Below are 21,852 nucleotides of genomic sequence, written 5' to 3'. Positions count from 1 at the left end.
TGAATCCCTACTGAGCTTGCAGCACCTCAAGCTTCACCTGGGCGATTCCGCTGGAGATCAGACCCAGCTGACTGGCGGCACCGTGGGCGAGATCGATGACCCGGCGGCCATGGAAGGGGCCTCGGTCGTTGATGCGCACGATGGCGCTGCGGCCGTTCCAGAGGTTGGTCACGCGGACCTTGGTGCCGAAGGGCAGGGTCCGGTGCGCCGCGGTCAAGGTGCCGGGGCGGAAGAGTTCGCCGTTGGCGGTGCGATTGCCGTAGAAACCGGGGCCGTACCAACTGGCCTCACCGGTGCTGACGGAGCGAACCGCGATCGGAAGAGCCGGCGCGGCGGGCTTCTTCAGGGTTTCGGACTCAGCTCCTGGGGTCTCGACGTTCCGCAGGGCAACCGACTTGGCCGATGGGATCTCAGGGATCGCAGGGCTCTTGGTGGCCAAGACCGGATTGGCGTTGCTGCTGCCCGAAAGCAGGAGTGCGAATCCGCCGAGGAGAGAAAGACGACGCATAACAACCGGAACACCTAGTCGCGAAGCGGCGACTGGTTGGATTGCAACTCGTTGGAATCAGGGTCAAAAACGCGAGGTTTCTGTAGCTGATGCGCTGAGGTGTTCCTTGGAACTGAGAAGGTCTGGCAAAAGTTAGTCGGACTTGCATCAACGTTCCCTGATATTTCGGCGTGGTCGTATTCATCAGGATTGGCAATCTCACTGGGAAACACTCTTCCCGCCTGGGTTGAGCGACAACGCGCTGCGACTCTTTAATCAGCAGGAGTCATGGCTTTCATCAGTGCGACTGATTGGAATGTGGTGCAATTTTGGAATTGTCCACTTGTTTTTGGGTCTTGGGGGTGGCTGACGGGGCAGGATCAGAGAAGTGATCGGCCGTCTAGGGCATGGACTACCGCACCGCTGGCGTTGATGTGGTGGCTGGGCGCGCCTTTGTGGAGCGCATCCGCTCGAGTGTTGAGTCCACCCGCCGACCTGAGGTGGTCGGCGGCCTGGGCGGGTTTGGCGGGCTCTGCCGAATTCCTGAAGGGATCAAAAAGCCCCTGTTGGTCTCCGGGACCGACGGCGTCGGCACCAAGTTGGAGTTGGCCCAGGCCCACGGCCGTCACCACGGCGTCGGCATCGATCTGGTCGCCATGTGCGTCAACGATGTGGTGACCAGCGGCGCCCAGCCCCTGTTTTTCCTGGACTACATCGCCACCGGAAAGCTCACGCCTGAAGCCATGGCGGAAGTGGTGGAGGGCATTGCCGATGGCTGTCGCCAGAGCGGCTGTGCCCTGTTGGGGGGTGAGACCGCAGAGATGCCTGGCTTTTACGGCCCTGGTCGCTACGACCTCGCCGGTTTTTGTGTGGCTGTGGTCGATGAGGATGACCTGATTGATGGCAGCCGCGTCCAGGCCGGTGATCGCATCGTTGCTGTGGCCAGCAGCGGTGTGCACAGCAACGGCTTCAGCCTGGTGCGCCGCATCCTCGAGGCCCATGGAGTGACCGCTTCCACCCCGCTGGAGGGGGCTGGCCTGCCGGTTCTCGATGCCCTGCTGGAGCCGACCGTGCTCTACCCGGCACTTGTGCAGCGGCTCCTCCAGGACGGGTTGGCGCTCCACGGCATGGCACACATCACGGGGGGCGGACTTCCGGAGAACCTCCCGCGGACCCTGCCTGCCGGTGTCCATGGCCGCATTGACCCGGGGAGCTGGGAGCGCCCCGCGCTCTTCCGCTGGCTGCAGGAGAAGGGCGAGGTCCCAGAGCGGGATCTTTGGAACACCTTCAACTTGGGGGTGGGGCTGGCGCTTGTGCTGCCTGAGGCTCAGGTGGAGCGGGCGATCGCGGTCTGCCAGGAGGCGGGGCACCGCGCCTGGCTGCTGGGCAGTGTTGAGGCCGGCGAGGCTGGCGCAGAGCCCTTGGCGGGTTTGCCGTATTGAACCGGCGGCCTGGACCTGCCAAATTGCTTCAGTCATGCACGAACAAGGCACCTTCTCCTGAGTTGTTGCCTAGGTTCCGCGCAAGCTGTTTTGTGGTTGTTCCGTAATTCAGTTCTATTGGCCGTTGTTCAGATTTCTTTCTGTTCAAGGTTCTGTTGTTTATAGGGTTGTTTGAGATGTCTTTCAACGCGCAATCTTCTGCTGCATTTGTAGGTAACTCCGGGCGAATCACCCGCCGCCGCAGCTCCGCTGGACCGGTGGCCCCCAATCGTCCCCTGCGCCGCGAGCCCTATTCCGGTCGCAGCAATGTCCGGCCCACCTTCTTGACCCTGAGGGACCACGGCAAGGTCTTTGTTGCTGACCTCCCTCGCCTCTCCGATGGCCAGCTCGCCCATGTGGGCAAAGAAGCCAAGGAGGTGATGGAGAGCCTCTGCCGGCGCCTTGAGGAACTCGAGCAACAGCTCAGCCTCAACCCCCAGGAGCAGGAGACGCGCATTCGTGCGGCCACCAAGCGGGATGTCACGGATCGCTTCATCCGTGCCGTTGAGGAGGAGCAGGAGCAGCGCCGGACCAACCCGGCCCTCAAGGCTGCGGCTGGCGAATCCTTGGCCCGCGCCTTCCTGGAGATCGCCCGGCACCGTCTGCCTGGTGCCACCTTTGATTCTCTGCTGCAGGAGGCGCTCTCCGCCTGTGACGAGGGTGCGTCTGAGCCCGAGGAGGTCACGCCGCCTGAACCGGTCGCGCCTGAGCCCCCCCGGGCTCGTGTCGTGCCGATGGTCCGTCGCATCGAAACCCCCCAGGCACCGGAGCGTGAGCAGATGACCGTTGTGCTCACCCCCGATCCCTCCCCTGAAATGGGTGGTGACTAGGCGCTCAGGCGCTCTGAAAGGGATTGGCAGGCATGCGCGCGGACGCGAGGGCATCGAGGCTGCGCCGTTCATCGCTGCTCAAGCTCCAGCTCCGAGCCGCCGCGGCTTGCTCAACTTGATCGGTGCTTCTGAGCCCGGGGATCGGCATGGCCCCATGGGCTCTGCACCAGTTCAAGGCCACAGCCCCTAAGCCCCCCGGCCTGCCGTTGGCGATCTCCTCCATGGTTTGGCGCAAGGGGGCCAGGGAGCTCTCGAGGCGGCGGAAGAGGCTGCCGCGCGTTCCTTGGGGCAGCGGTCTGGGGTCCCCAGCGCTGCGGCCCAACAGGCCGAGGGCCAGTGGGCTGTAGGCAATGAGCTCAATTCCCAGCTCCTGGCAGGTGTCCAGGATCCCCCCGTCTGCGAGGGGTTGTGGGGCCAGCAGCGAGAACTGCACCTGCAGGCTGCTGATGGGAATTCCTCGTTCTTGGAGTGTCCGGTGGATGGTTCGCAGCCGCTTGGGCCCCACGTTCGAGAGCCCCAGGCTGGGGATCGCTCCGCTCTCCACCAGGTCCGCCAGGCCATCGATCAGCGCCGGTTCCTGCCAGGGGGCGTAGCGGGCGGTGCTCCAGTGCAGCTGCACCCGTTTCATTTGGCCCTGCAGGCGCCGCTGGGAGGCGGCAAAGGCCCGGTCGTAGCCCCGCCGGCCCAGGCGCCAGGGGAAGGGGGCCAACTTGGTGGCAATGCAGAGCTGCTGGCGCTCGTCGGGGGTGGCGCGCATGGCGAATTGCCCCAGCAGCATCTCGCTGCGGCCATTCAGTCGGCCGGTCCCGTAGGAGTCCGCCGTGTCGAAGAAGCGAAAGCCCAGTGCCAGGCAACGCTGAAAGGTTTGCTCCAGCCGAGCGTCGTCCCGCTGCGGGTCATAGCCCCAGAGGAACTGGTTGCCCCAGGCCCAGGTGCCAACGCCGATGCCCGGTTGGTCCGCCTCACTTGTCATGATCGAGCCATCGCGGACTTGCACTGTGCTGAATTCTCTGCCCAGCCCGGCTGCCCAGACCAGCGATCCGCCGCCCCAGGCGGAAGAGTCCGCGCCCGCGCGCCAGGAGCAGGACCCGGTGCTCTGCGGTCACTGCGGCCGCACGGCCAGCAATGGCTTGGTCTGTATCGGGATGTGCGTGGCGGATTCCGGCTATTGAGCGTGGCGCGTCTGCTGCTGGTGGCCCTCTGCCTCGGCGCCGCTGCTCCCGCGCTGGCGGCTGAAGAGAAGCAACAGGGTTTTGGACGTTGGCAGGTGGAGCCCAGGCGTTGTGAATTGACCCTGTTTGGCCAGGCTCCAGGGCCCTGCAGAAGCGTGCGCCTGGATCAGCGCAACCCATCGGTGCTGCGCTTCAGTTGGATGGCCCCTGTGCCCCAGCAGGACCTGCTCCAGGAGGTGAGTTTTGTGGGGGAGCGGGCGAGCTCTGGGCAGCCCCTGCGCTGCAGCGATGGTGTCTGCAAGCTCGATGGCTCCGTGCTGCTGCGCGTGCGCTTGCTGCGCCTCGCCCAGTTCAATCCCCGTGGTCTGGTGGTGGGCTTCCCGAAAACCTTCCCGGTGGCTGGCACCTGTGACATCGATGGCCCCCAGGCTCGTTGCGATGCGCAGACGCGATTCGGCGAACGCTGGTCAGCGGAAGCCGATCTGCCCTGACCCGCGAGGGCGATTCAAAGGCGGCACCCAGATTCGAACTGGGGGTAAAGGATTTGCAATCCTCTGCCTTACCACTTGGCCATGCCGCCGCTTGGGAGCAAACTCCCAGGGACGGATCGTATCAGTCACGGGATGCCTGGCCGCCTGCTGGTCCTGAGCAACGGCCATGGGGAAGACCTGATCGCCCTGCGGGTCATCCAGGCCTTGAAGCAGAGGCGCCCCGAGATCGAGGTGGCGGTGCTGCCGATGGTTGGAGAGGGTGCCGTCTACCGGGGGGCTGAGGAGCAGGGGCTGCTGCGCCGGGTGGGGCCGCGCCGTCAACTGCCCAGCGGTGGCTTCAGCAATCAAAGCCTGAGGGGGCTCCTGGCGGATCTTGGCGCTGGGGTTCTGGGCTTGACCCTGCGGCAGTGGCGCTTTGTGCGCCGTTGGGGCAAGGCGGGTGATCCCGTTTTGGCGGTGGGGGATCTGCTGCCCCTGCTGCTGGCCTGGTCTGGCGGCGGGCCCTATGGCTTCATCGGCACCCCCAAGAGCGACTACACCTGGGCCGGCGCGCCGGGGATCGCGGCCCTCTATCACCGCCTCAAAGGCAGTGAGTGGGACCCCTGGGAATGGGCCCTGATGGCTGGCCCCCGCTGCCGACTGGCGGCGATGCGGGATCGCCTGACGGCGCGGGGGCTGCGGCGCCATGGGGTGGCGGCCATTGCCCCGGGTAATCCAATGATGGACGGCCTGGATCTGGGGACCCTGCCGCTGGCCCTGCGGGATTGGCGGCGTGTCTTGCTGCTGGGCGGCAGTCGCATGCCCGAGGCGGCGGGCAACCTCAAGCGCCTGCTGGAGTCCCTCGCCTTGGTTCCCAGCGGGGCTCCCCTGCTGGTGTTGGCGCCCACCGGCTCACGCCCGGCTCCCCATGAATGGGAACCGCTGCTGCTGGACCTGGGCTACGAGCCCATCGATCCGCCAGAGGCCCTGGCGGAGCTTGGGGCCGCCGCGGCCTGGGCCTGCGGCCGCCGCTTGTTGTTGATTGGCCCCGGTTGTTTTTCGCGCTGGGCCTGTTGGGCGGAATTGGGCCTGGCCTCTGCGGGAACGGCCACCGAGCAGCTGGTGGGACTGGGGATCCCGGCGCTGTCGTTGCCTGGCCCCGGGCCCCAGTTCAAGCGGGGGTTTGCGGAGCGCCAGAGCCGTTTGCTCGGCGGTGCCGTGGCGGTCTGCCGCTCTTCTGCCGTCCTGGCGGAGCGGGCCGAGCTGCTCCTTGGTGACCCGGGTCTCGCCCGGCAGCTGGGGGCCATCGGGACCCAGCGGATGGGGATGGCGGGCGGCAGCGTCGCCCTCTCGCGGGCGATCGAGGAGCGCCTCTTGGGGAGCGCGGACGGCGCAACGGGATGATGGGGGCTTGATCAACCGCCGCGTTGCTTCGCCCCTATGGCAGCTCCCCAGGACAAGGACTACGCAAAAGCCTGCGGACAGCTCGCCAGTGCCTTGAGCATCAGCCTGGCCTCGGCCCGCCGCAAGGTGGATCTGGTGGCGGCCAAGGAGGGAGTGCGCGACAACGCTGGGCGACTGCTGATCGCCCAGCGTCTCCTGCTGGAGGCCCAGGGCGTGGGCCAGGAATCCCGCCAGCTGTTGGATGTGCTGCTCGAGGCGGTGAAGGAGGAGGAGATGTACCTCGGGGATGACTGAGCCCCTTCCTTAAGAGCGGTGCTCAAAGATCGCGCCGAAGCGGCCGCGATCCAGATCCGAGATCACGGGGATGCAGGCAAAGCAGCGCTGGGCCAGGTCCAGCCGCTCTTCGCGCACCAGCATCTCGATCAAGCGGGCGCGGGCGGCTAGGAGATAGCGCACGTCATTGGCGGCGTAGGCCAGCTGGGACTCGCTCAGTTCCTCAACCCGTCCCCAGTCACTGCTCTGGGCCCCTTTGTCGAGTTCGACGTGGCAGAGCTCGTTGACCAGGTCCTTGAGGCCGTGGCGGTTGGTGTAGGTCCGGGCCAGGCGGCTGCCGATCTTCGTGCAAAAGATGGGGCTGACGTGGATGTCCAGGCCTTCAGCGAGGGCGGCGACGTCGAAGCGGGCGAAGTGAAAGACCTTCTCGATGCCGGCTGCTTCCATCAGCTCTTTGAGCAGGGGTGCCTCGGTTTGGCCGCGGTGGATGCGAATGCAGCAGACGTTGTCGTGGTCGTCGCTGATTTGCACCAGGCAGAGGCGATCGCGGCCGTGGATCAGGCCCATGGCTTCGGTGTCCACCGCGAGTGCGCTGGAGGCCCCGAGTAGGGCGCGCCACTCAGGGTTCAGATCGTGATCCAGGACGGCAAAGCGAGCAGGGCTCGATCCCGCGGCAGGGGCGGAGACGGCGGAGGCGGCGCTGCTCAAGGGGGGATGGTTCAACTGCGATCCATCGTCGCGGACCGACGGCAAATCCCAAGATCATCTGTCGCTTTTGCGTATCAAAGTGAGATTGCGCTAGCAGTTGGTCAGCGCGTGGCCCCTCTCCTTCAATGCGTTCTCGTCCCTTGCCCCCACGGCCTGGTCTGGAGTCCATTCGGGCCTTTTTTGAGCGTCCGCCTGTCCAGCACTTGAGTTTGGAGTTGGCCGTCTGCTGGATTTTGGAGCGGCTGCTCGAGGCCGACACCTACCCGACGGCCCTGATGCAGGACCTCTCGGCCTCCCATCCCAAGTTGCGACTGTCGGAGACCGTGTTGCAGCAGGCCTTGGGCTTTTTGGACCAGGACGGCACGATCGCCAGTTACGCCCAGCGCTGCCCTAGCCGCGGGCGGCCGCGGCGGATGTTGCATCTTCTCGAGACCCGGCGCGGCGACGCTGAGCAGTTGATGCCGCCATGGCGCCACTGGCTCGAGGAGAATGAGCGAAATCTTCACGCCAGCAGCCATGCCCCAGGCCCTGGGCTCCACCCTGCCCCTCACCCTGCTGCTGGTTGTCGGTCTGGTGTTCTTTCTGCGGGCCGCCAGTAAGGACCGCACGACCGTTGTTGAAATCCGCTCCTCGAAGCCTCCGCTCGAGGTGCTTCCGGCCCTGGCGGAGTGGCTGAAGGGGCGCGGCTGGGTGGCCGAGGAGGCCAACCCGGAGCGCCGTTTGCTGAAGTTCTCCGGTCAGGTGGAGGCCAGCAGTGCCTTGGCGCTGTTGCTCTCTGTGCTTGGAGGGGTCGGTGCGGCCTGTCTGGGCCTGGTGCTCTGTCAGCTGTTGCCCGCCCTGGCCTGGTGGCCCCTGCTCTTGACTCTGCTGGGTCCCTTGGCTGGGGTGGTCTATCGCCGCCGCGCGGCGCGGGCTGAAACCGTGGAATTGCGCCTGATCAGCCACGATGAGGCCACCGGCAGTGCGCTGCAGATGCGGGCCCATCGCGATGAGTTGATCGCCCTGGAGCAGGAGATGGGGCCCCAGTTGGGGCTCTTTGGTGTGGGCGATCTGTTGCATTCGCCGATCTGAGCCAGGATGGGCCGATGAGGTTTCCCCGGCGCCGCACGTTGCTGTTGGCCAGCCTGGCTGCCGCCAGCTTGGCCCTGGCCGCTGACGCTCAGGCTCCGGCCCCAGCTCCCGGTGCCGCCGATGCCTTGACCGGCCCGCGCGGGCGCTTGGGACGGGACTGGATTGGGGTCCGGCAAGTCGCCAGCACCACCCCGATCCTGGTCATGGCTGGCCACGCTGACTCCCAGGCCATTCCGGGATCCGGGACCTCCGGCTACTCGGTCGATATCCGTGGTGCCAAGCCCATGCAGCAGGGCATCCGCGACGAGCTCTATTGGAACCTTGAGGTCGCACGCCGTGTCGTCCAACTGGGCCGTCAGCGGGGGTTGAACATCCGCTTCTATGACCCCCCGGCGCGCACGATCCTCGATGGCGATGATCCGCGCACGAATTGGAGCGTGGGCAAGGCCCATGCGGAGGCCGGCGGCTACGCGGTGGAGATCCATTTCGATGCCTATGGCCCCGATGGCATCGGCTCGGGGGTCATCCCGGCCCTGCATCGCCCCTTGAGCTCCTTGGATGAGAGCCTCGCGGTTGCCTTTGGCGGCTATCCCCTGCGCTTCCGTGGTGGTTTGGGTGGTCCGAAACGGGGCATCACCCTGCTGGAGATCGGGAAGCTCGAGGCTCCCCTGGAGCCTGCCCTGCGCAATCCCCGCAGCCGTGATCAGGCCTTGGCGGTGATCAGTGAACGGGTTGTGGCTGCCTTGGAGGCCGGCTTGGGCCGCCACCGCTTGGTGGCGGCTCCACCTCCCGTCTCAGCTCACGGCGCCGTGGGGCTGGCAGCGACCAACCAGTGAGTCATCACCCAGCCAGTTCTGGGGCTTGGTGAACAGATCGGTCAGCAGGGCCTCGCGGCTGCCTTCCTCGGCTTTATAGCCGTACTCCCAGCGCACCAAGGGGGGCAGGGACATCAGGATCGACTCGGTGCGGCCGTTGGTTTGCAGGCCAAAGATCGTGCCCCGGTCAAACACCAGGTTGAATTCCACGTAGCGGCCGCGGCGATAGAGCTGGAACTGACGTTCCCGCTCGCCGTAGGGGGTGTGCTGCCGCTTCTCAGCGATCGGCAGATAGCTGGGTAGGAACGCGTTCCCGCAGGCGCTGGCCAGGTTGAAGAGCTGCTCCCAGCTCTGCTGGATGGGGCCGACCCCTTGCCCAGCGGCGGCAGCGGGCCCCTCGGGGGCTTGGCCCTTGTAGAGCACCCCGCGGGGGTCCTGGTAGTCGTAAAAGATCCCGCCCACACCCCGGGTCTCATCGCGGTGCTTCAGATAGAAGTACTCGTCGCACCAGGGTTTGAACACCTGGTAGTAGGCCGGATTGACGCTGTCGCAGGCGTTCTTCAGGGTTTGGTGGAAGTGCTTGGCGTCCTCCAGGAAGGGGTAGTAGGGGGTCAGGTCAGCACCGCCGCCAAACCACCAGACGGGACCGGCCTCGAAGTAGCGGTAGTTGAGGTGAACGGTGGGGATGAAGGGGTTGCGGGGGTGCAGCACCATCGAGGTGCCAGTGGCATACCAGCGGTGGCCCTTGGCTTCGGGGCGTTGATTGAGGATCGAGGGGGGGAGCTCGGTGCCCTCCACCTCGGAGAAGTTCACACCGCCCTGTTCAAACACCCGGCCGCCTTTGATCACGCGGGAGCGGCCACCACCGCCCTCAGGGCGAACCCAGCTTTCCTCTTCAAAGCGCCCGCCGCCGTCGAACTGCTCCAGGCCAGCGCAAATGGAATCCTGCAGCCCCATCACCAGGGCGCGCGCCCGCTCGCGGGAGTTGGCGGGGGGAGCCTCGAGGGTGACGGCGCCGGAGGTCGCCGAGGTCTCACTCGCCAGCTTGGCCTTGGCACGGGACAGCAGACCCTTCAACATCGATGCTCGCGCCGTGGGGCATGGGGAATCGGACCACCTTTTCAGTCCGACCCACCGCTGCACAAGTTTTCGAGAGGGTTCGTGATCCCGCCGGGCCCTGGCCTTGGGGATGCCTCTCTGGGCCAACGCTTTTAGGATCCGGAGCACCGTGTAATCGCCCGATGGCCAGCGCAGACCAGGCCCTGAAAGAGGCCCTCGCCGCCCTCGAGCCCCTGAAAGATGCCGGCACCGGCCGCAGCCTTCTGGATCTGCAGTGGATCCAAGAGGTTCGGGTCCAGAACAACCGCGTCGTGTTCCAGCTGGCGTTGCCCGGATACGCCAGCTCCCAGCGGGACCGGATCGCCGCCGATGCCCGTGGTGCCCTGCTCCAGCTCGGCGGGATTGATGACGTTCAAATCGAGTTGACCCAGGCGACCCCGCAGGCCCCCGCCCAGGGGGGTGCTCCCATCGGTGCGGCTGGTCATGGCGGCGGTGGTCCTGAGCGCCAGGCCATTCCTGGCGTCAAGCAGGTGATCGCCGTCAGCAGTGGCAAAGGGGGCGTGGGCAAAAGCACCGTGGCGGTGAACCTGGCCTGTGCCCTGGCCCAGCGCGGACTCAAGGTCGGTCTGCTCGATGCCGACATCTATGGCCCGAATGCCCCGACGATGTTGGGCGTGGCCGATCAAACCCCGCAGGTGCGGGGCAGCGGCAACGACCAGGTCTTAACCCCCATTGAGAGTTGCGGCATCGCGATGGTCTCGATGGGCCTGCTGATTGATGCCCATCAGCCCGTGATCTGGCGCGGCCCGATGCTCAACGGCATCATTCGCCAGTTCCTCTACCAAGTCGAGTGGGGTGAGCGGGATGTGCTCGTGGTTGACCTGCCTCCGGGGACGGGTGACGCCCAGCTCAGCCTGGCCCAGGCCGTGCCGATGGCTGGCGTGATCATTGTCACGACACCCCAAATGGTCTCTCTGCAGGACGCTCGCCGTGGCTTGGCGATGTTCCAGCAGCTGGGGGTTCCGGTTTTGGGTGTGGTGGAGAACATGACGGCCTTCATCCCGCCGGATGCCCCCGAGAAGCGCTACGAGCTCTTTGGCTCCGGTGGCGGCCAGTGCCTGGCCGATGAGAGCGGTGTGCCGCTCTTGGCCCAGTTGCCGATGGAATTAGCTGTGGTTCAAGGCGGTGACGGCGGCCGGCCTGTGACCGTCAGTGCACCGGAGTCGGCGACGGCCACCGCCTTTGCCGCGCTGGCCGCCCGCCTCCCGGTGGCCACGCGCTGATGACGCTCTCGGGCTTCTGGGATCGCCGCCGCGGGGGCCTGCTGTTCAAACGGGATGGACGCCGGCGCCGCTGGTTCGCCGGCGTCGACAAGATCCTGTGGTGGATCCCCCTGGCGATGATTTTTGTCGCCGGCTTCCTGATCGCCAGCACCCAGCGCCAGGCCGGTTACGCCGATTGGTACCAGCACTGGGTGACGGCGGCTGTGGGTTTGGTCATTGCCCTGCTGCTGGCCAAGGTCCCAGTGGAGCGCATCTCTCGCTGGACCTGGCCGATCTATGGCGCCATGGTCGCCAGCTTGATCGCGGTGCGCCTGATCGGGGTGAGCGCCTTGGGGGCCCAGAGCTGGATCAACATCGCTGGCTTCAATGTCCAGCCCTCTGAGTTCGCCAAGATCGCGGCCATTCTTTTATTGGCGCAGGTCCTGTCGCGCCATCCCGTTGAGCGGCCCGTGGACCTGGTGCGGCCGGTGGCGACCATCAGCGTCCCTTGGCTGCTGGTCTTGATCCAGCCCGACCTGGGCACCTCCTTGGTGTTTGGTGCGGTGCTGCTGGTGATGATGTTCTGGTCCGGGATGCCGGGGGCCTGGGTCGTGCTCCTGATCTCGCCGGTGGTCACCTCGGTGCTCGCCGGGGTCGTCCCGTGGCTGTTGGTGCTCTGGATTCCGGCCATGGCTGTTGTGGCCGCCCGTTCGCTGCCTTGGAAACGCCTGGCACCGATGGCCGTAGTGGCCATTCAGGGGTTGTTCGCTGTGGGGACCCCCTGGTTGTGGAACAACTTTCTGCAGCCCCACCAGCGGGACCGCTTGACCCTCTTCCTGGATCCCAACAAGGATCCCTTGGGTGGCGGCTACCACCTGCTGCAGAGCACCGTGGGCATTGGCTCGGGCGGCTGGTTCGGCACCGGTCTGCTCCAGGGTCATCTGACCCTGCTGCGCTTCATCCCAGAGCAGCACACCGATTTCATCTTCAGCGCCCTGGGCGAAGAAACGGGATTTCTGGGTTCGGCGTTGGTGGTTCTGGGCTTTGTCGCCTGGATCTGGCGGCTGCTCAAGATCGCCGGTCAGGCCCGCACGGATGTGGAGTCCCTAGTCGTGATTGGCGTGGGGGCGATGGTGATGTTCCAGGTGGTCGTGAACATCAACATGACCATCGGTCTGGGGCCGATCACCGGGATCCCCTTGCCCTGGTTGAGTTACGGCCGCTCCGCGATGTTGGTGAACTTCATCGGACTGGGGTTGTGCGCCTCGGTGGCCCGGGGCATTAAGCAACCGGCCAAACGCCGCTGATGGGAGTCCTGGGCTGCAGTTTTGAGGCGCTCCGGCGTCAACTGACCCAGCAGATGCCCGCCGGTCGCTGCGATGAGGACAGCGTGCGCCGGCAGTGGTGGGCCGCCCTGGCCACGCTCCAGGAGGATTTTTTGCTGCCCCTGGGGGCTCAGCCCGGGGTCTGGCTGGCCTCCCCCCTGCCCGCCCTCTACGAACCCTCCCTGTTGCAGCAGTTCCAGGGCTGGGTCTGGGCGCCTTCTGAACTCAAGGACCTGCTGCAGAGCAACGCCCCCTTGCTGCCGGCCGCGGCGGCCAGCCCGTCGGTCAGTGGTGGATTTCAGCGGTTGGCCCTGGAGGAGGCCGATGGAACGGATCCACTGCTGGTGCTGATTACGCCGAAGTTGCAGATGGCGATGGCCCTGGTGGGCTCGGCCCAGGAGCGCCAACTGGTGGTTCGGTTTGACCCGCCCACCCTCTCTGCCGCGCTGTCGCTGTTCGATGAACGCCTGCAGCAGAGCGATCCCCAGCAGGGGCAGGCCCTGCGCCAGTCCATCCAGGCCTTGGGTGGACTGCACAACGACGAGCAGCTGGCGCAGCTGTTTTGGCCCCGCCTGGCTGAGCGGCTGGCGGCGATGGCCCCCAGCCTGACCCTGCAGCCCTTGGTGCACCGCAGCAGTGGCTCAGACAGCAGCTCCAGCCCCAGCAGTGAGTTGGCCCTGCTCGAGGCCCTCACCCATGAGGTGCGCACGCCGTTGGCCACGATTCGCACCTTGATTCGTTCGTTGCTGCGGCGCGGCGATCTCACGGAGTTGGTGCGCAAACGCCTGCATCAAATCGATGGGGAATGCAGCGAGCAGATTGATCGCTTCGGCCTGATTTTTCTCGCGGCTGAGTTGCAGCGTCAGCCGGTGCTCGATGAGCCGGCCCAGGCCCTGGCCCGCACCGATCTCGCCCAGCTCTTGGGTCAGCTTGAGGCCGGCTGGCAGCAGCAGCTGGAGCGCCGTGGGCTGAACCTGGAGCTGTTGCTCACGCCGGAGCTGCCGTTCGTCCTCTCCGACCCAGCGCGGCTGGAAACCGTCTTGGGCGGACTGATGGATCGCTTCAGTCGCGGCTTGCCCGCCGGAGCGGTGGTGCAACTGAGCCTTCAGCCCGCGGGGGCCCGGTTGAAGTTGCGCCTCAGTGCTGCGGCCTTGCCCACGGGTGAGGGTGAGCAGGACCTGCAAGAGCGGGTCGGACCAGTCTTGAGTTGGAACCCCGGCACCGGCAGCCTGCAGCTGAGCCGTCAGGCCACCCAGCGCCTGTTTCACAGCCTGGGGGGACGGCTCGCGGAGCGCTCTGGAAATGACCTCACGGTCTTTTTCCCGGTGGCCTAAAACCGGCACCAATGTTGACGGGTGTGAAGAGAGCAGCGGCACCCCCAGTTCACCCCAAAACACGGTGCTAGCTTCCGCTTGAAACGGTCTGCGGTCTGCCGACACCCCCTCCGGAACAGCCATGACATTGAGCGGTCAACTCCCGAAGTACATCGGCAGCACCGGCGGTCTGCTCAACGCCGCTGAGACCGAAGAGAAGTACGCCATCACCTGGACCAGCGCCAAAGAGCAAGTCTTTGAGCTCCCCACCGGCGGTGCGGCTCACATGAATGAGGGCGAGAACCTCATGTATTTCGCCCGTAAGGAGCAGTGCCTGGCCCTCGGCACCCAGCTGCGCACCAAGTTCAAGCCCCGGATCGAGGACTACAAGATCTACCGGATCTTCCCCGGCGGTGACACCGAGTTCCTGCACCCCAAGGATGGTGTATTCCCCGAGAAGGTGAACGAGGGTCGTCAGATGGTGGGCCACAACGCCCGCCGCATTGGTCAGAACGGCAACCCCGCCAGCATCAAGTTCACCGGCAAGAACACCTTCGATTCCTGATTCAGGACCTGCACTGCTTCGAGCAATGGGCGGTGCTTCAACCTCTATAAAGGCGGGGCTAAGCGCCCCGTTTTTTTTGCCTGCCCGTCGTCGTAGTGATGCCCTCCCCTGACCGCGCGACAGTTCTGGCCCAGGCCAAGGCGGGTAGCAACTACATCCCGATCTGGCGCACCTGGCCGGCGGACCTGGAGACGCCCCTGACCACCTGGCTGAAGGTGGGAGCCGGCAGTGACCACGGCGTCTTGCTGGAGTCCGTCGAAGGCGGTGAGCGGATCGGCCGCTGGAGCTTTGTCGTCAGCGATCCGCTCTGGACCCTCAGTGTGCGCGGTGAGTCGGCGGAACAGCGCTGGCGCGATGGACGCAGCAGCGCCCTCAGCGGGAACCCCTTTGATCTGTTGCGGGACACCCTGGCGGCCTACGACGCCCCAGCCGTTCCTGGTCTGCCTCCCCTGGGTCAACTGTTTGGTTTTTGGGGCTACGAACTGATTCGTTGGATTGAGCCCAGCGTTCCGATTCACCCCACCGATCCGGAGGGGCCGCCCGATGGCTGCTGGATGCTCGCTGACAGCCTGCTGGCCTTCGATCAGGTCAAGCGTCAGCTCACGGCCGTGGCCTACGTCAATCTCCACGACGAACCCGACGCGACCGCTGCCTACGACGCCGCCATGGCGCGGTTGGACGCGCTGGAGCAGCGCATGCACCAGCCCCTGCCCTCCGGGGTGACTCCCCTGGATTGGCGGGATGCCGATGCGGTGGATCTGCCCACCAGCAGCAACCGCAGTCGCGATGAGTTTGAAGCGGCTGTTCTGACGGCCAAAGAGCACATCGCCGCTGGGGATGTGTTCCAGCTGGTGATCAGTCAGCGCCTGGAAACGCCGGTTGAGCGGGAGCCGTTTGAGCTCTACCGCAGCCTGCGGATGGTGAATCCGTCTCCGTACATGGCCTTCTTCAACTTTGGAGGCTGGTACCTGATTGGCTCCAGCCCTGAGGTGATGGTGAAGGCCGAGCCCATGGCCGATGGCAGTGGCCGGGTGAAGGTCTCCCTGCGGCCCATTGCGGGCACCCGCCCCCGGGGACGGAGTGAAGCGGAGGACCTGGCGCTCGAGAAGGATCTCTTGGCCGATCCCAAGGAGCGCGCGGAGCACGTGATGCTCGTGGACCTCGGCCGTAATGACCTGGGCCGGGTCTGTGTGCCGGGCAGCGTCAGCGTCAGCGAGTTGATGGTGATTGAGCGCTACTCCCACGTGATGCACATCGTCAGTGAGGTGGAGGGATTGCTCGATCCAGAGCGGGATGTCTGGGATCTGTTGATGGCCTCCTTCCCTGCTGGCACCGTCAGCGGTGCGCCGAAGATCCGGGCGATGCAGTTGATCCATGCCTTGGAACCCGATGCCCGGGGTCCCTACTCCGGTGTCTATGGCGCCATGGATCTCAGCGGAGCGCTGAACACGGCGATCACGATTCGAACCATGGTCGTCCTGCCTGATGGGGACGGTCGCTGGCGGGTTCAGGTCCAGGCCGGTGCTGGCTTAGTGGCTGATTCGGTGCCTGCGTCGGAATTCCAAGAGACCCTCAACAAAGCCCGGGGCATGCTGAAGGCTCTGGCTTGCCTGGCATGAGCAGCCCTCTGTTGCTCAAGGGTTTTGAGGTCGAGCTCTACACCGGCCGTCCCGACGGGACGGTGGTGGGATGTTCGGCTGAAGTCGCGGCGGCCCTCGAGGGGTTTGTCACCGAGCCGGATTGCCGCAATCTCGAATACATCACCCCCCCTGCGGCCAGCTACGCCACCCAGCTGGCCCTGCTGCTGGAGCCCCGGCGGCGGCTGCGCCCTTGGCTGGCCCAACGGGGACTGACCCTGCTGCCTGGCAGCACCTTGAGCACCGGGGATAGCCAGCGTTTTGAGCGCTCAGACCCGAAGAACCCTTATCACGCCTACATCGAGGCCACCTACGGCACCCGGGTCGTGACCGCCAGTGTCCACATCAACCTGGGGCTCACCGATCCGGATCAGCTGTTTGCGGCCTGCCGCCTGGTGCGTTGTGAGGCGGCCTTGCTGTTGGCCTTGAGTGCCTGCTCGCCCTTCGTCGATGGGCAGGTCACGGGCGCCCATTCCCAGCGTTGGCTCCAGTTCCCGCTAACTCCTGAGCAGGTGCCCCTGTTCTTGAACCACGGGCACTACATCGACTGGGTGGAGGAGCAGCTGCAGTTAGGCACGATGCAAAACGTGCGCCATCTCTGGACCTCCGTACGCCCCAACGGTGAGCGGCGCCCCTACGACCTCAATCGCCTGGAGATTCGCATCTGTGACCTGGTGGCGGATCCCCAGTTGCTGTTGGCCCTGACGGCGTTTGTGGAGCTGCGCATTCACCAACTCCTCCGAGATCCTGCGGCCTGCGACCCGCTGCAGGCCAGTGACTTGGATCCCCAAGCCCTGGCAGCCCTTGCTGATTCCAATGATCAGGCGGCGGCGCGCAGCAGCCTGGACGCTGAACTCCGCCACTGGCGTGATGGTGCACCGATCACGGCCCGCGCATGGATTGCCGCTGAGCTCGCCGGTCTGCAGTCCCTGGCCGGGGAGCTGGGCCTGGCTGAGCTGCTGCTTCCCCTTCAGCAAGTGTTGAGCCAGGGCAACCAGGCGATGCAATGGCTGGAGGCCCATGCCCAGGGCGTGTCTGTGGCAGAGCTGATTGCCTCGGCCGCAGCGGATCTCGAGCAGTTGGAAACCCGTCTTGGTGCGCAAAGCACCATCAACGAGGCAGGCACTTTGGGATGATCATGCAGCGCACCCCTGCCGAAACCGCCTCTATGGGGCCCACCCTCGCCGCAACTGAAGCCTCTGCTCCTGCGGCTGAGCCTCGGGTCACCCGACTCCTTGGCGATCGGTTGGAGCTGGTGGAGGACCTCTGGCAGACGGTGCTGCGCAGTGAATGTCCTGCCCCCCAGGCGGAACGGTTGCTGCGGATGAAAGCGTTGAGCAACCGCATCGACGGCGGCGCTCCCGACCAGGCATCCGAGGCGGCGACCGAGGAGATCGTGCAGCTGATCCGCGACATGGATCTGGCTGAAGCCATTGCTGCCGCTCGCTCCTTTTCCCTCTATTTCCAGCTGGTCAACATCCTTGAGCAGCACATCGAGGAGGACAGCTATCTCGCCAGCCTTCGGCCCCACCACGCTGAAGAGCTGAGCGATCCCTTTGTTCCGCCCCTGGCGAGCCAGAGTTCGCCCGCGACCTTCCGAGAGCTCTTCACCCGGCTGCGGGGCCTTGGCGTTCCTCCGGCCCAGATCGAGCAGCTGCTGCAGGAGCTCGATATCCGGCTGGTGTTCACCGCCCACCCCACGGAGATCGTTCGTCACACCGTGCGCCACAAGCAGCGCCGGGTGGCCTCCCTGATCCAACAGCTCCAGAAGAGTCAGCTGCTGCATCCCGAGGAACGGGACAACCTCCGTCAGCAGTTGGAGGAGGAAATCCGCCTCTGGTGGCGCACCGACGAGCTGCACCAGTTCAAGCCCTCCGTCCTCGATGAGGTCGATTACGCCCTGCACTACTTCCAGCAGGTGCTGTTTGAGGCGATGCCCCAGCTGCGCCAGCGGATTCGCACGGCCCTGGGTGCCAACTACCCCGATGTTCTGCCCCCGAGCGACGCCTTCTGCACCTTTGGCTCTTGGGTTGGATCCGACCGCGACGGCAACCCCTCGGTCACCCCGGACATCACCTGGCGGACGGCGTCTTATCAGCGTCAGCTGATGCTCGATCGCTACTTGGCTGCGGTGGAGGACCTCCGCGATCAGCTGAGTATTTCGATGCAGTGGAGCCAGGTCAGCGCTCCCCTGCTCGAGTCCCTCGAGATGGACCGCCTTCGCTTCCCGGAGGTCTACGAAGAGCGGGCGGCCCGCTACCGGTTGGAGCCCTATCGTCTCAAAATCAGCTACGTCATTGAGCGGCTGCGGCTGACCTTGGCACGCAACCAGCAGCAGGCGGCTGCCGGCTGGGATGCACCCCACGAACCGCGGCCGGCCCAGCCCGACTTTGGCAATCAGGGCGCCATGCCTGCTCCCCCCGCACCGGAGCTGCACTACGGAACGGTCGATGAGTTCCGCACCGATCTGGAGCTGATCAACGAAAGCCTGCAGGGCAGCGGCTTGAGCTGTGAGCCCCTGGACAACCTGATCGCCCAGGTCCACACCTTCGCGTTCTGCCTGGCCAGCCTCGATATCCGCCAGGAGAGCACCCGTCACAGCGATGCCCTCGATGAGCTGACCCGCTACCTGCAGATGCCCACTCCCTATGGGGAGATGGACGAGGAGCAGCGGATCAGCTGGTTGATGTCTGAGCTGCAGACCCGCCGTCCGCTCATTCCTGCGGCCGTTAAGTGGAGCCCCCTGACGGCTGAAACCTTTGATGTTCTGCGCGTCGTCAAACGGCTGCAGCAGGAGTTCGGCTCCCGCATCTGCCGCACCTACGTGATCTCGATGAGTCACACGGTGTCGGATCTGCTCGAGGTGTTGTTGCTGGCCAAGGAGGCCGGCCTGGTGGATCCGACCGCCCAGCGCTCCGACCTCTTGGTGATCCCCCTGTTTGAAACGGTGGAGGATCTCAAGGCTGCTCCTGGCGTGATGGAGCGGCTGTTTAGCGAGGACTTCTATCGCCAGCTGATAGCCAGTTCCAGCCCCAACGGGCGGCCGCTGCAGGAGCTGATGCTCGGCTACTCCGACAGCAACAAAGACTCCGGCTTCCTCTCCAGTAACTGGGAGATCCACCAGGCCCAAATCGCTCTGCAGCAGTTGGCGAGACGCCATGACGTCTGCCTGCGCCTCTTCCACGGCCGCGGCGGCTCCGTGGGACGGGGCGGTGGTCCGGCCTACCAGGCGATCCTGGCGCAACCCAGCGGCACCCTGAATGGCCGCATCAAGATCACCGAGCAAGGGGAGGTCTTGGCCTCCAAGTACTCCTTGCCGGAGCTGGCGCTCTACAACCTGGAGACGGTTACCACCGCGGTGATTCAGAACAGTCTGGTCACCAGCCACGTGGATGACACGCCGGACTGGAATGAACTGATGGTTCGGCTGGCAGCTCGCTCCCGCAGCCACTACCGCTCCCTCGTCCACGACAACCCTGATCTGGTCGGCTTCTTCCAGCAGTGCACCCCGATCGAAGAGATCAGCAAATTGCAGATCTCTAGCCGTCCTGCCCGGCGCAAGAGCGGTGCCAAGGATCTCTCCAGCCTGCGCGCCATCCCCTGGGTGTTTGGTTGGACCCAGAGCCGCTTCCTCCTGCCTAGTTGGTTCGGCGTGGGCACGGCCCTGCAGGAGGAACTCAGCGGGGACCCCGGTCAGATGGAGTTGTTCCAGCAGCTCTATCAGCGCTGGCCCTTCTTCCGGATGCTGATCTCGAAGGTGGAGATGACCCTCTCCAAGGTCGACCTGGATCTGGCCCACCACTACGTCCAGTCCCTGGGACGCCCGGAGTCCCGCGAGGCCTTTGAGGAGATCTTCGCGGTGATTGCCCGCGAGTTTGTGCTCACGCGGGATCTGGTCCTGGCCATCACCGGCCATGAGCGTCTGCTCGATGGGGATCCGGCCCTGCAGCTCTCGGTTGAGCTGCGCAACCGCACGATCATCCCGCTGGGATTCCTGCAGGTGGCCCTGTTGCGGCGGCTGCGGGATCAGAACCGCCAGCCGCCCATGAGCGAAGAGGCGACTCGCGACGACGGCCGGACCTACAGCCGCAGTGAGCTGCTGCGCGGCGCGTTGTTGACGATCAATGGCATTGCCGCGGGCATGCGCAATACCGGTTGAGGCGCGGCGGCCTTGCTTGATTCGCTTCTGATCCCCTTCCGCTCGCAGCCCCAGCCGCCGGCGTTGCCCCTGGGCTACAGCCTTGAGGGTCAGCAGTCCCCCAGTGGGGCAGAACTCAACCGACTGCTCGTGCAGTGCGGGGATCCCCAGCGGCTGGAGGAGCGGCTCGAGCAGGCCCTCTCCCGCAGCGCCTGGCAGTTCAGCGTGCGCAATGCCACTGGTGTCTTGGTCGGTTTTGTGCGAGCGACCAGCGACCTGGCCCTCAATGCCAATCTTTGGGATCTCTCAGCGGATCCACAAGACCCTGAGCAGGCCCAGGTGCTTCGGGTGATCGTCCATGCCGCCATGGCGCGTCTACGGCGCGAATTGCCCGGATGCAGCATTTCGGTGGCGGCCCCCAGCGTGGCCCTCGAGGCGCTCAAGCAAAACGGATTTGTCGTGGACCCCGGCGGTATTCGGGCCATGGGTCTGCGCCTCTAGGCCACAAAAAAACCCCGCCTCAGCGGGGTGATGTCGGTGACGGGTCTAGGACCTGATCACGAGCATGGAGGGACTCGAACCCCCGACCCTCAGAACCGGAATCTGATGCTCTATCCAACTGAGCTACATGCCCATGCGGCCTGAGCAAGATCTGTTGCTCAGATGGGTCGTGTGCAGGCAGCAGACCACCGTCACCGCCTTACCTTACTGGTCAGACGGCCCCAGAGACCCATTCGGCTGCACCGCCTGGAGCTGCGTCAGTTCCGTAATTACGGAGCGCTGAGCCTCACCCTCGAGGCCCCGCGATTGCTGGTGATTGGCCGCAATGGGGAGGGCAAATCCAACCTGCTGGAGGCAGTCGAGCTGCTCGGCAGTCTTCGCTCCCACCGCTGCAGCAGCGACCGGGATTTGATTCAGCAGGGGGAGCGGCAGGGGTTGATCGCCGCCGACTGTGACGGCGGCGATCGCCTGGAGTTGGAATTGCGCCGGCAGGGGGGGCGGCAGGCCCGCCGGAACGGCAAGGTGCTGGAGCGTCAGCACGAGTTGATTGGTCCCCTGCGCTGCGTCGGTTTCAGCGCCCTGGACCTGGAGCTCGTGCGCGGTGAGCCTGCCCTGCGCCGGCAGTGGCTGGATCGAGTGGTGCTGCAGCTCGAGCCCGTCTATGCCGAGTTGCTCAGTCGCTACGGCCGCCTGCTGCGTCAGCGCTCCCAGCTGCTGCGGCGGGGATTCCCCCAGGCCCAGCTTGAGGGTCTGCTGGATGCCTTTGATCAGCAGATGGCCTTGATCGGAACCCGGCTGCACCGCCGGCGGCTGCGGGCGCTGCGGCGGCTGGAACCCCTGGCCCAGGCTTGGCAGCACCGCCTCAGCGATGGCCGTGAACTCTTGGGTCTGCGCTACTGCCCCGGCAGTCAGCTCGAGGGTGAGGAGGCGGAAGCCCCCTGGCGGGATGCCCTGGCGGAGCAGTTGCTGCTGCAGCGCCCCCAGGAGTTGCGACTGGGCCAGTGCAGCGTCGGCCCCCATCGCGATGAGGTGGCGATGGAGCTGGGCGGCCAGCCGGCCCGCCGCTATGGATCAGCGGGACAGCAGCGCACCCTGGTCCTGGCCTTGAAGCTGGCGGAGCTCGAGCTGGTGCATCAACTCTGGGGCGAGCCACCACTGCTGCTGCTGGATGACGTCTTGGCGGAGCTCGATCCCGGGCGGCAAGAGCTGTTGCTGGAGGCCGTGGGCCAGGGGCATCAGTGCCTGGTGAGCGCGACCCACCTGGGGGCCTTTAACGGCGGTTGGCATCAGGGTTCTCAGGTGGTCACCGTTGAGGCAGGAATGGTGCTCCCTGGCCAGTAA

Annotated in this window: 22 protein-coding genes and 2 tRNA genes; 18 read left to right on the top strand and 6 right to left on the bottom strand. The window is 65.5% G+C overall.

Annotation, left to right across the window (positions count from 1 at the left end; genetic code table 11):
- Positions 1–7: 7 nt before the first annotated feature.
- Positions 8–508, bottom strand: coding sequence for a septal ring lytic transglycosylase RlpA family protein (locus LY254_RS06465; protein WP_247479690.1), 501 nt, complete (start codon positions 506–508; stop codon positions 8–10).
- Between the two features lie 386 nt (positions 509–894).
- Between LY254_RS06465 and purM the strand changes: the two genes are divergently transcribed.
- Together purM and LY254_RS06455 are read left to right on the top strand one after the other, a co-directional pair.
- On the top strand, positions 895–1,929 hold the full coding sequence (gene purM, locus LY254_RS06460) for a phosphoribosylformylglycinamidine cyclo-ligase (RefSeq protein ID WP_010314803.1): 1,035 nt from the start codon (positions 895–897) through the stop codon (positions 1,927–1,929).
- A 176-nt stretch (positions 1,930–2,105) separates the two neighbouring features.
- The gene (locus tag LY254_RS06455) at positions 2,106–2,798 is read left to right on the top strand and encodes a hypothetical protein (RefSeq protein WP_247479688.1); all 693 of its coding nucleotides are present in this window, start codon (positions 2,106–2,108) and stop codon (positions 2,796–2,798) included.
- A 4-nt stretch (positions 2,799–2,802) separates the two neighbouring features.
- Here LY254_RS06455 and LY254_RS06450 read toward each other — a convergent pair whose 3' ends face one another.
- Positions 2,803–3,771: an aldo/keto reductase gene (locus tag LY254_RS06450; protein ID WP_247479686.1), complete on the bottom strand. Its 969-nt coding sequence runs from the start codon at positions 3,769–3,771 to the stop codon at positions 2,803–2,805.
- Positions 3,772–3,796: 25 nt separating this feature from the next.
- On the opposite strand from LY254_RS06450, the gene LY254_RS06445 reads away from it, so the two are divergent.
- Positions 3,797–3,970, top strand: a complete 174-nt coding sequence (locus tag LY254_RS06445) for a hypothetical protein (protein WP_247479684.1) — start codon at positions 3,797–3,799, stop codon at positions 3,968–3,970.
- A gap of 2 nt (positions 3,971–3,972) precedes the next feature.
- Positions 3,973–4,461, top strand: coding sequence for a hypothetical protein (locus tag LY254_RS06440; protein WP_247479682.1), 489 nt, complete (start codon positions 3,973–3,975; stop codon positions 4,459–4,461).
- An 18-nt stretch (positions 4,462–4,479) separates the two neighbouring features.
- Here the strand turns inward: LY254_RS06440 and LY254_RS06435 are convergent.
- Positions 4,480–4,550, bottom strand: a tRNA-Cys gene (locus LY254_RS06435).
- 43 nt (positions 4,551–4,593) lie between these two features.
- Between LY254_RS06435 and LY254_RS06430 the strand changes: the two genes are divergently transcribed.
- Both LY254_RS06430 and LY254_RS06425 read left to right on the top strand, forming a co-directional pair.
- Positions 4,594–5,844: a lipid-A-disaccharide synthase-related protein gene (locus tag LY254_RS06430; RefSeq protein WP_247479679.1), complete on the top strand. Its 1,251-nt coding sequence runs from the start codon at positions 4,594–4,596 to the stop codon at positions 5,842–5,844.
- Positions 5,845–5,880: 36 nt separating this feature from the next.
- The gene (locus LY254_RS06425; RefSeq protein WP_247479677.1) at positions 5,881–6,138 is read left to right on the top strand and encodes a hypothetical protein; all 258 of its coding nucleotides are present in this window, start codon (positions 5,881–5,883) and stop codon (positions 6,136–6,138) included.
- Positions 6,139–6,147: 9 nt separating this feature from the next.
- On the opposite strand, the gene LY254_RS06420 is transcribed toward LY254_RS06425, so the two are convergent.
- Positions 6,148–6,825 carry a ribonuclease D gene (locus LY254_RS06420; protein ID WP_247479674.1) on the bottom strand — a complete coding sequence of 226 codons (678 nt, stop codon included), beginning with the start codon at positions 6,823–6,825 and terminating at the stop codon, positions 6,148–6,150.
- A 140-nt stretch (positions 6,826–6,965) separates the two neighbouring features.
- Here LY254_RS06420 and LY254_RS06415 point away from each other — a divergent pair, with 140 nt between their 5' ends.
- From LY254_RS06415 to LY254_RS06405, 3 genes are read left to right on the top strand one after another with little or no spacing between them, the layout of a single operon-like run.
- On the top strand, positions 6,966–7,424 hold the full coding sequence (locus LY254_RS06415) for a Pex protein (protein WP_363155080.1): 459 nt from the start codon (positions 6,966–6,968) through the stop codon (positions 7,422–7,424).
- Entirely contained in the window at positions 7,342–7,896 is a 555-nt protein-coding gene (locus LY254_RS06410; RefSeq protein WP_247479671.1) for a cofactor assembly of complex C subunit B, read from the top strand. Before LY254_RS06415 ends, LY254_RS06410 begins: the two co-directional genes overlap by 83 nt.
- A 14-nt stretch (positions 7,897–7,910) precedes the next feature.
- A complete protein-coding gene (locus tag LY254_RS06405; RefSeq protein ID WP_247479669.1) occupies positions 7,911–8,732 on the top strand; it encodes a dehydrogenase in 822 nt (273 codons plus the stop codon).
- Here LY254_RS06405 and hemF read toward each other — a convergent pair.
- Positions 8,691–9,668: an oxygen-dependent coproporphyrinogen oxidase gene (gene hemF, locus LY254_RS06400; protein WP_247479779.1), complete on the bottom strand. Its 978-nt coding sequence runs from the start codon at positions 9,666–9,668 to the stop codon at positions 8,691–8,693. The genes LY254_RS06405 and hemF overlap by 42 nt on opposite strands.
- Positions 9,669–9,952: 284 nt before the next feature.
- Between hemF and LY254_RS06395 the strand changes: the two genes are divergently transcribed.
- The 8 genes from LY254_RS06395 to LY254_RS06360 all read left to right on the top strand — a co-directional run bounded on the left by LY254_RS06395 (position 9,953) and on the right by LY254_RS06360 (position 20,511).
- Complete coding sequence (locus LY254_RS06395) at positions 9,953–11,053, top strand: Mrp/NBP35 family ATP-binding protein (RefSeq protein ID WP_247479666.1); 1,101 nt, start codon at positions 9,953–9,955, stop codon at positions 11,051–11,053.
- Positions 11,053–12,339: a rod shape-determining protein RodA gene (gene rodA, locus LY254_RS06390; RefSeq protein ID WP_247479663.1), complete on the top strand. Its 1,287-nt coding sequence runs from the start codon at positions 11,053–11,055 to the stop codon at positions 12,337–12,339. Before LY254_RS06395 ends, rodA begins: the two co-directional genes overlap by 1 nt.
- Complete coding sequence (locus LY254_RS06385; RefSeq protein ID WP_247479661.1) at positions 12,339–13,691, top strand: sensor histidine kinase; 1,353 nt, start codon at positions 12,339–12,341, stop codon at positions 13,689–13,691. Before rodA ends, LY254_RS06385 begins: the two co-directional genes overlap by 1 nt.
- Before the next feature lie 121 nt (positions 13,692–13,812).
- Entirely contained in the window at positions 13,813–14,235 is a 423-nt protein-coding gene (locus LY254_RS06380; protein ID WP_185186211.1) for a photosystem I reaction center subunit II PsaD, read from the top strand.
- A 98-nt stretch (positions 14,236–14,333) separates the two neighbouring features.
- Positions 14,334–15,854, top strand: coding sequence for an anthranilate synthase component I family protein (locus LY254_RS06375; RefSeq protein ID WP_247479658.1), 1,521 nt, complete (start codon positions 14,334–14,336; stop codon positions 15,852–15,854).
- Positions 15,851–17,008, top strand: a complete 1,158-nt coding sequence (gene gshA, locus LY254_RS06370) for a glutamate--cysteine ligase (RefSeq protein WP_247479655.1) — start codon at positions 15,851–15,853, stop codon at positions 17,006–17,008. The genes LY254_RS06375 and gshA overlap by 4 nt, the downstream gene beginning before the upstream one ends.
- Positions 17,005–20,031, top strand: a complete 3,027-nt coding sequence (gene ppc, locus LY254_RS06365; protein WP_371820525.1) for a phosphoenolpyruvate carboxylase — start codon at positions 17,005–17,007, stop codon at positions 20,029–20,031. The genes gshA and ppc overlap by 4 nt, the downstream gene beginning before the upstream one ends.
- Positions 20,032–20,043: 12 nt before the next feature.
- On the top strand, positions 20,044–20,511 hold the full coding sequence (locus LY254_RS06360) for a hypothetical protein (protein ID WP_010314864.1): 468 nt from the start codon (positions 20,044–20,046) through the stop codon (positions 20,509–20,511).
- A 59-nt stretch (positions 20,512–20,570) separates the two neighbouring features.
- Here the strand turns inward: LY254_RS06360 and LY254_RS06355 are convergent.
- Positions 20,571–20,644 (bottom strand) — tRNA-Arg (locus tag LY254_RS06355).
- A gap of 119 nt (positions 20,645–20,763) precedes the next feature.
- Here LY254_RS06355 and recF point away from each other — a divergent pair.
- Complete coding sequence (gene recF / locus LY254_RS06350) at positions 20,764–21,852, top strand: DNA replication/repair protein RecF (RefSeq protein ID WP_050778428.1); 1,089 nt, start codon at positions 20,764–20,766, stop codon at positions 21,850–21,852.

It is taken from the genome of Synechococcus sp. NB0720_010, from assembly GCF_023078835.1.
In the GTDB taxonomy this organism is placed as follows: Bacteria; Cyanobacteriota; Cyanobacteriia; order PCC-6307; family Cyanobiaceae; genus Vulcanococcus.
The sequence above is the reverse complement of the archived record's forward strand: the minus strand, read 5'-3'. Positions and strand labels throughout refer to the sequence as shown.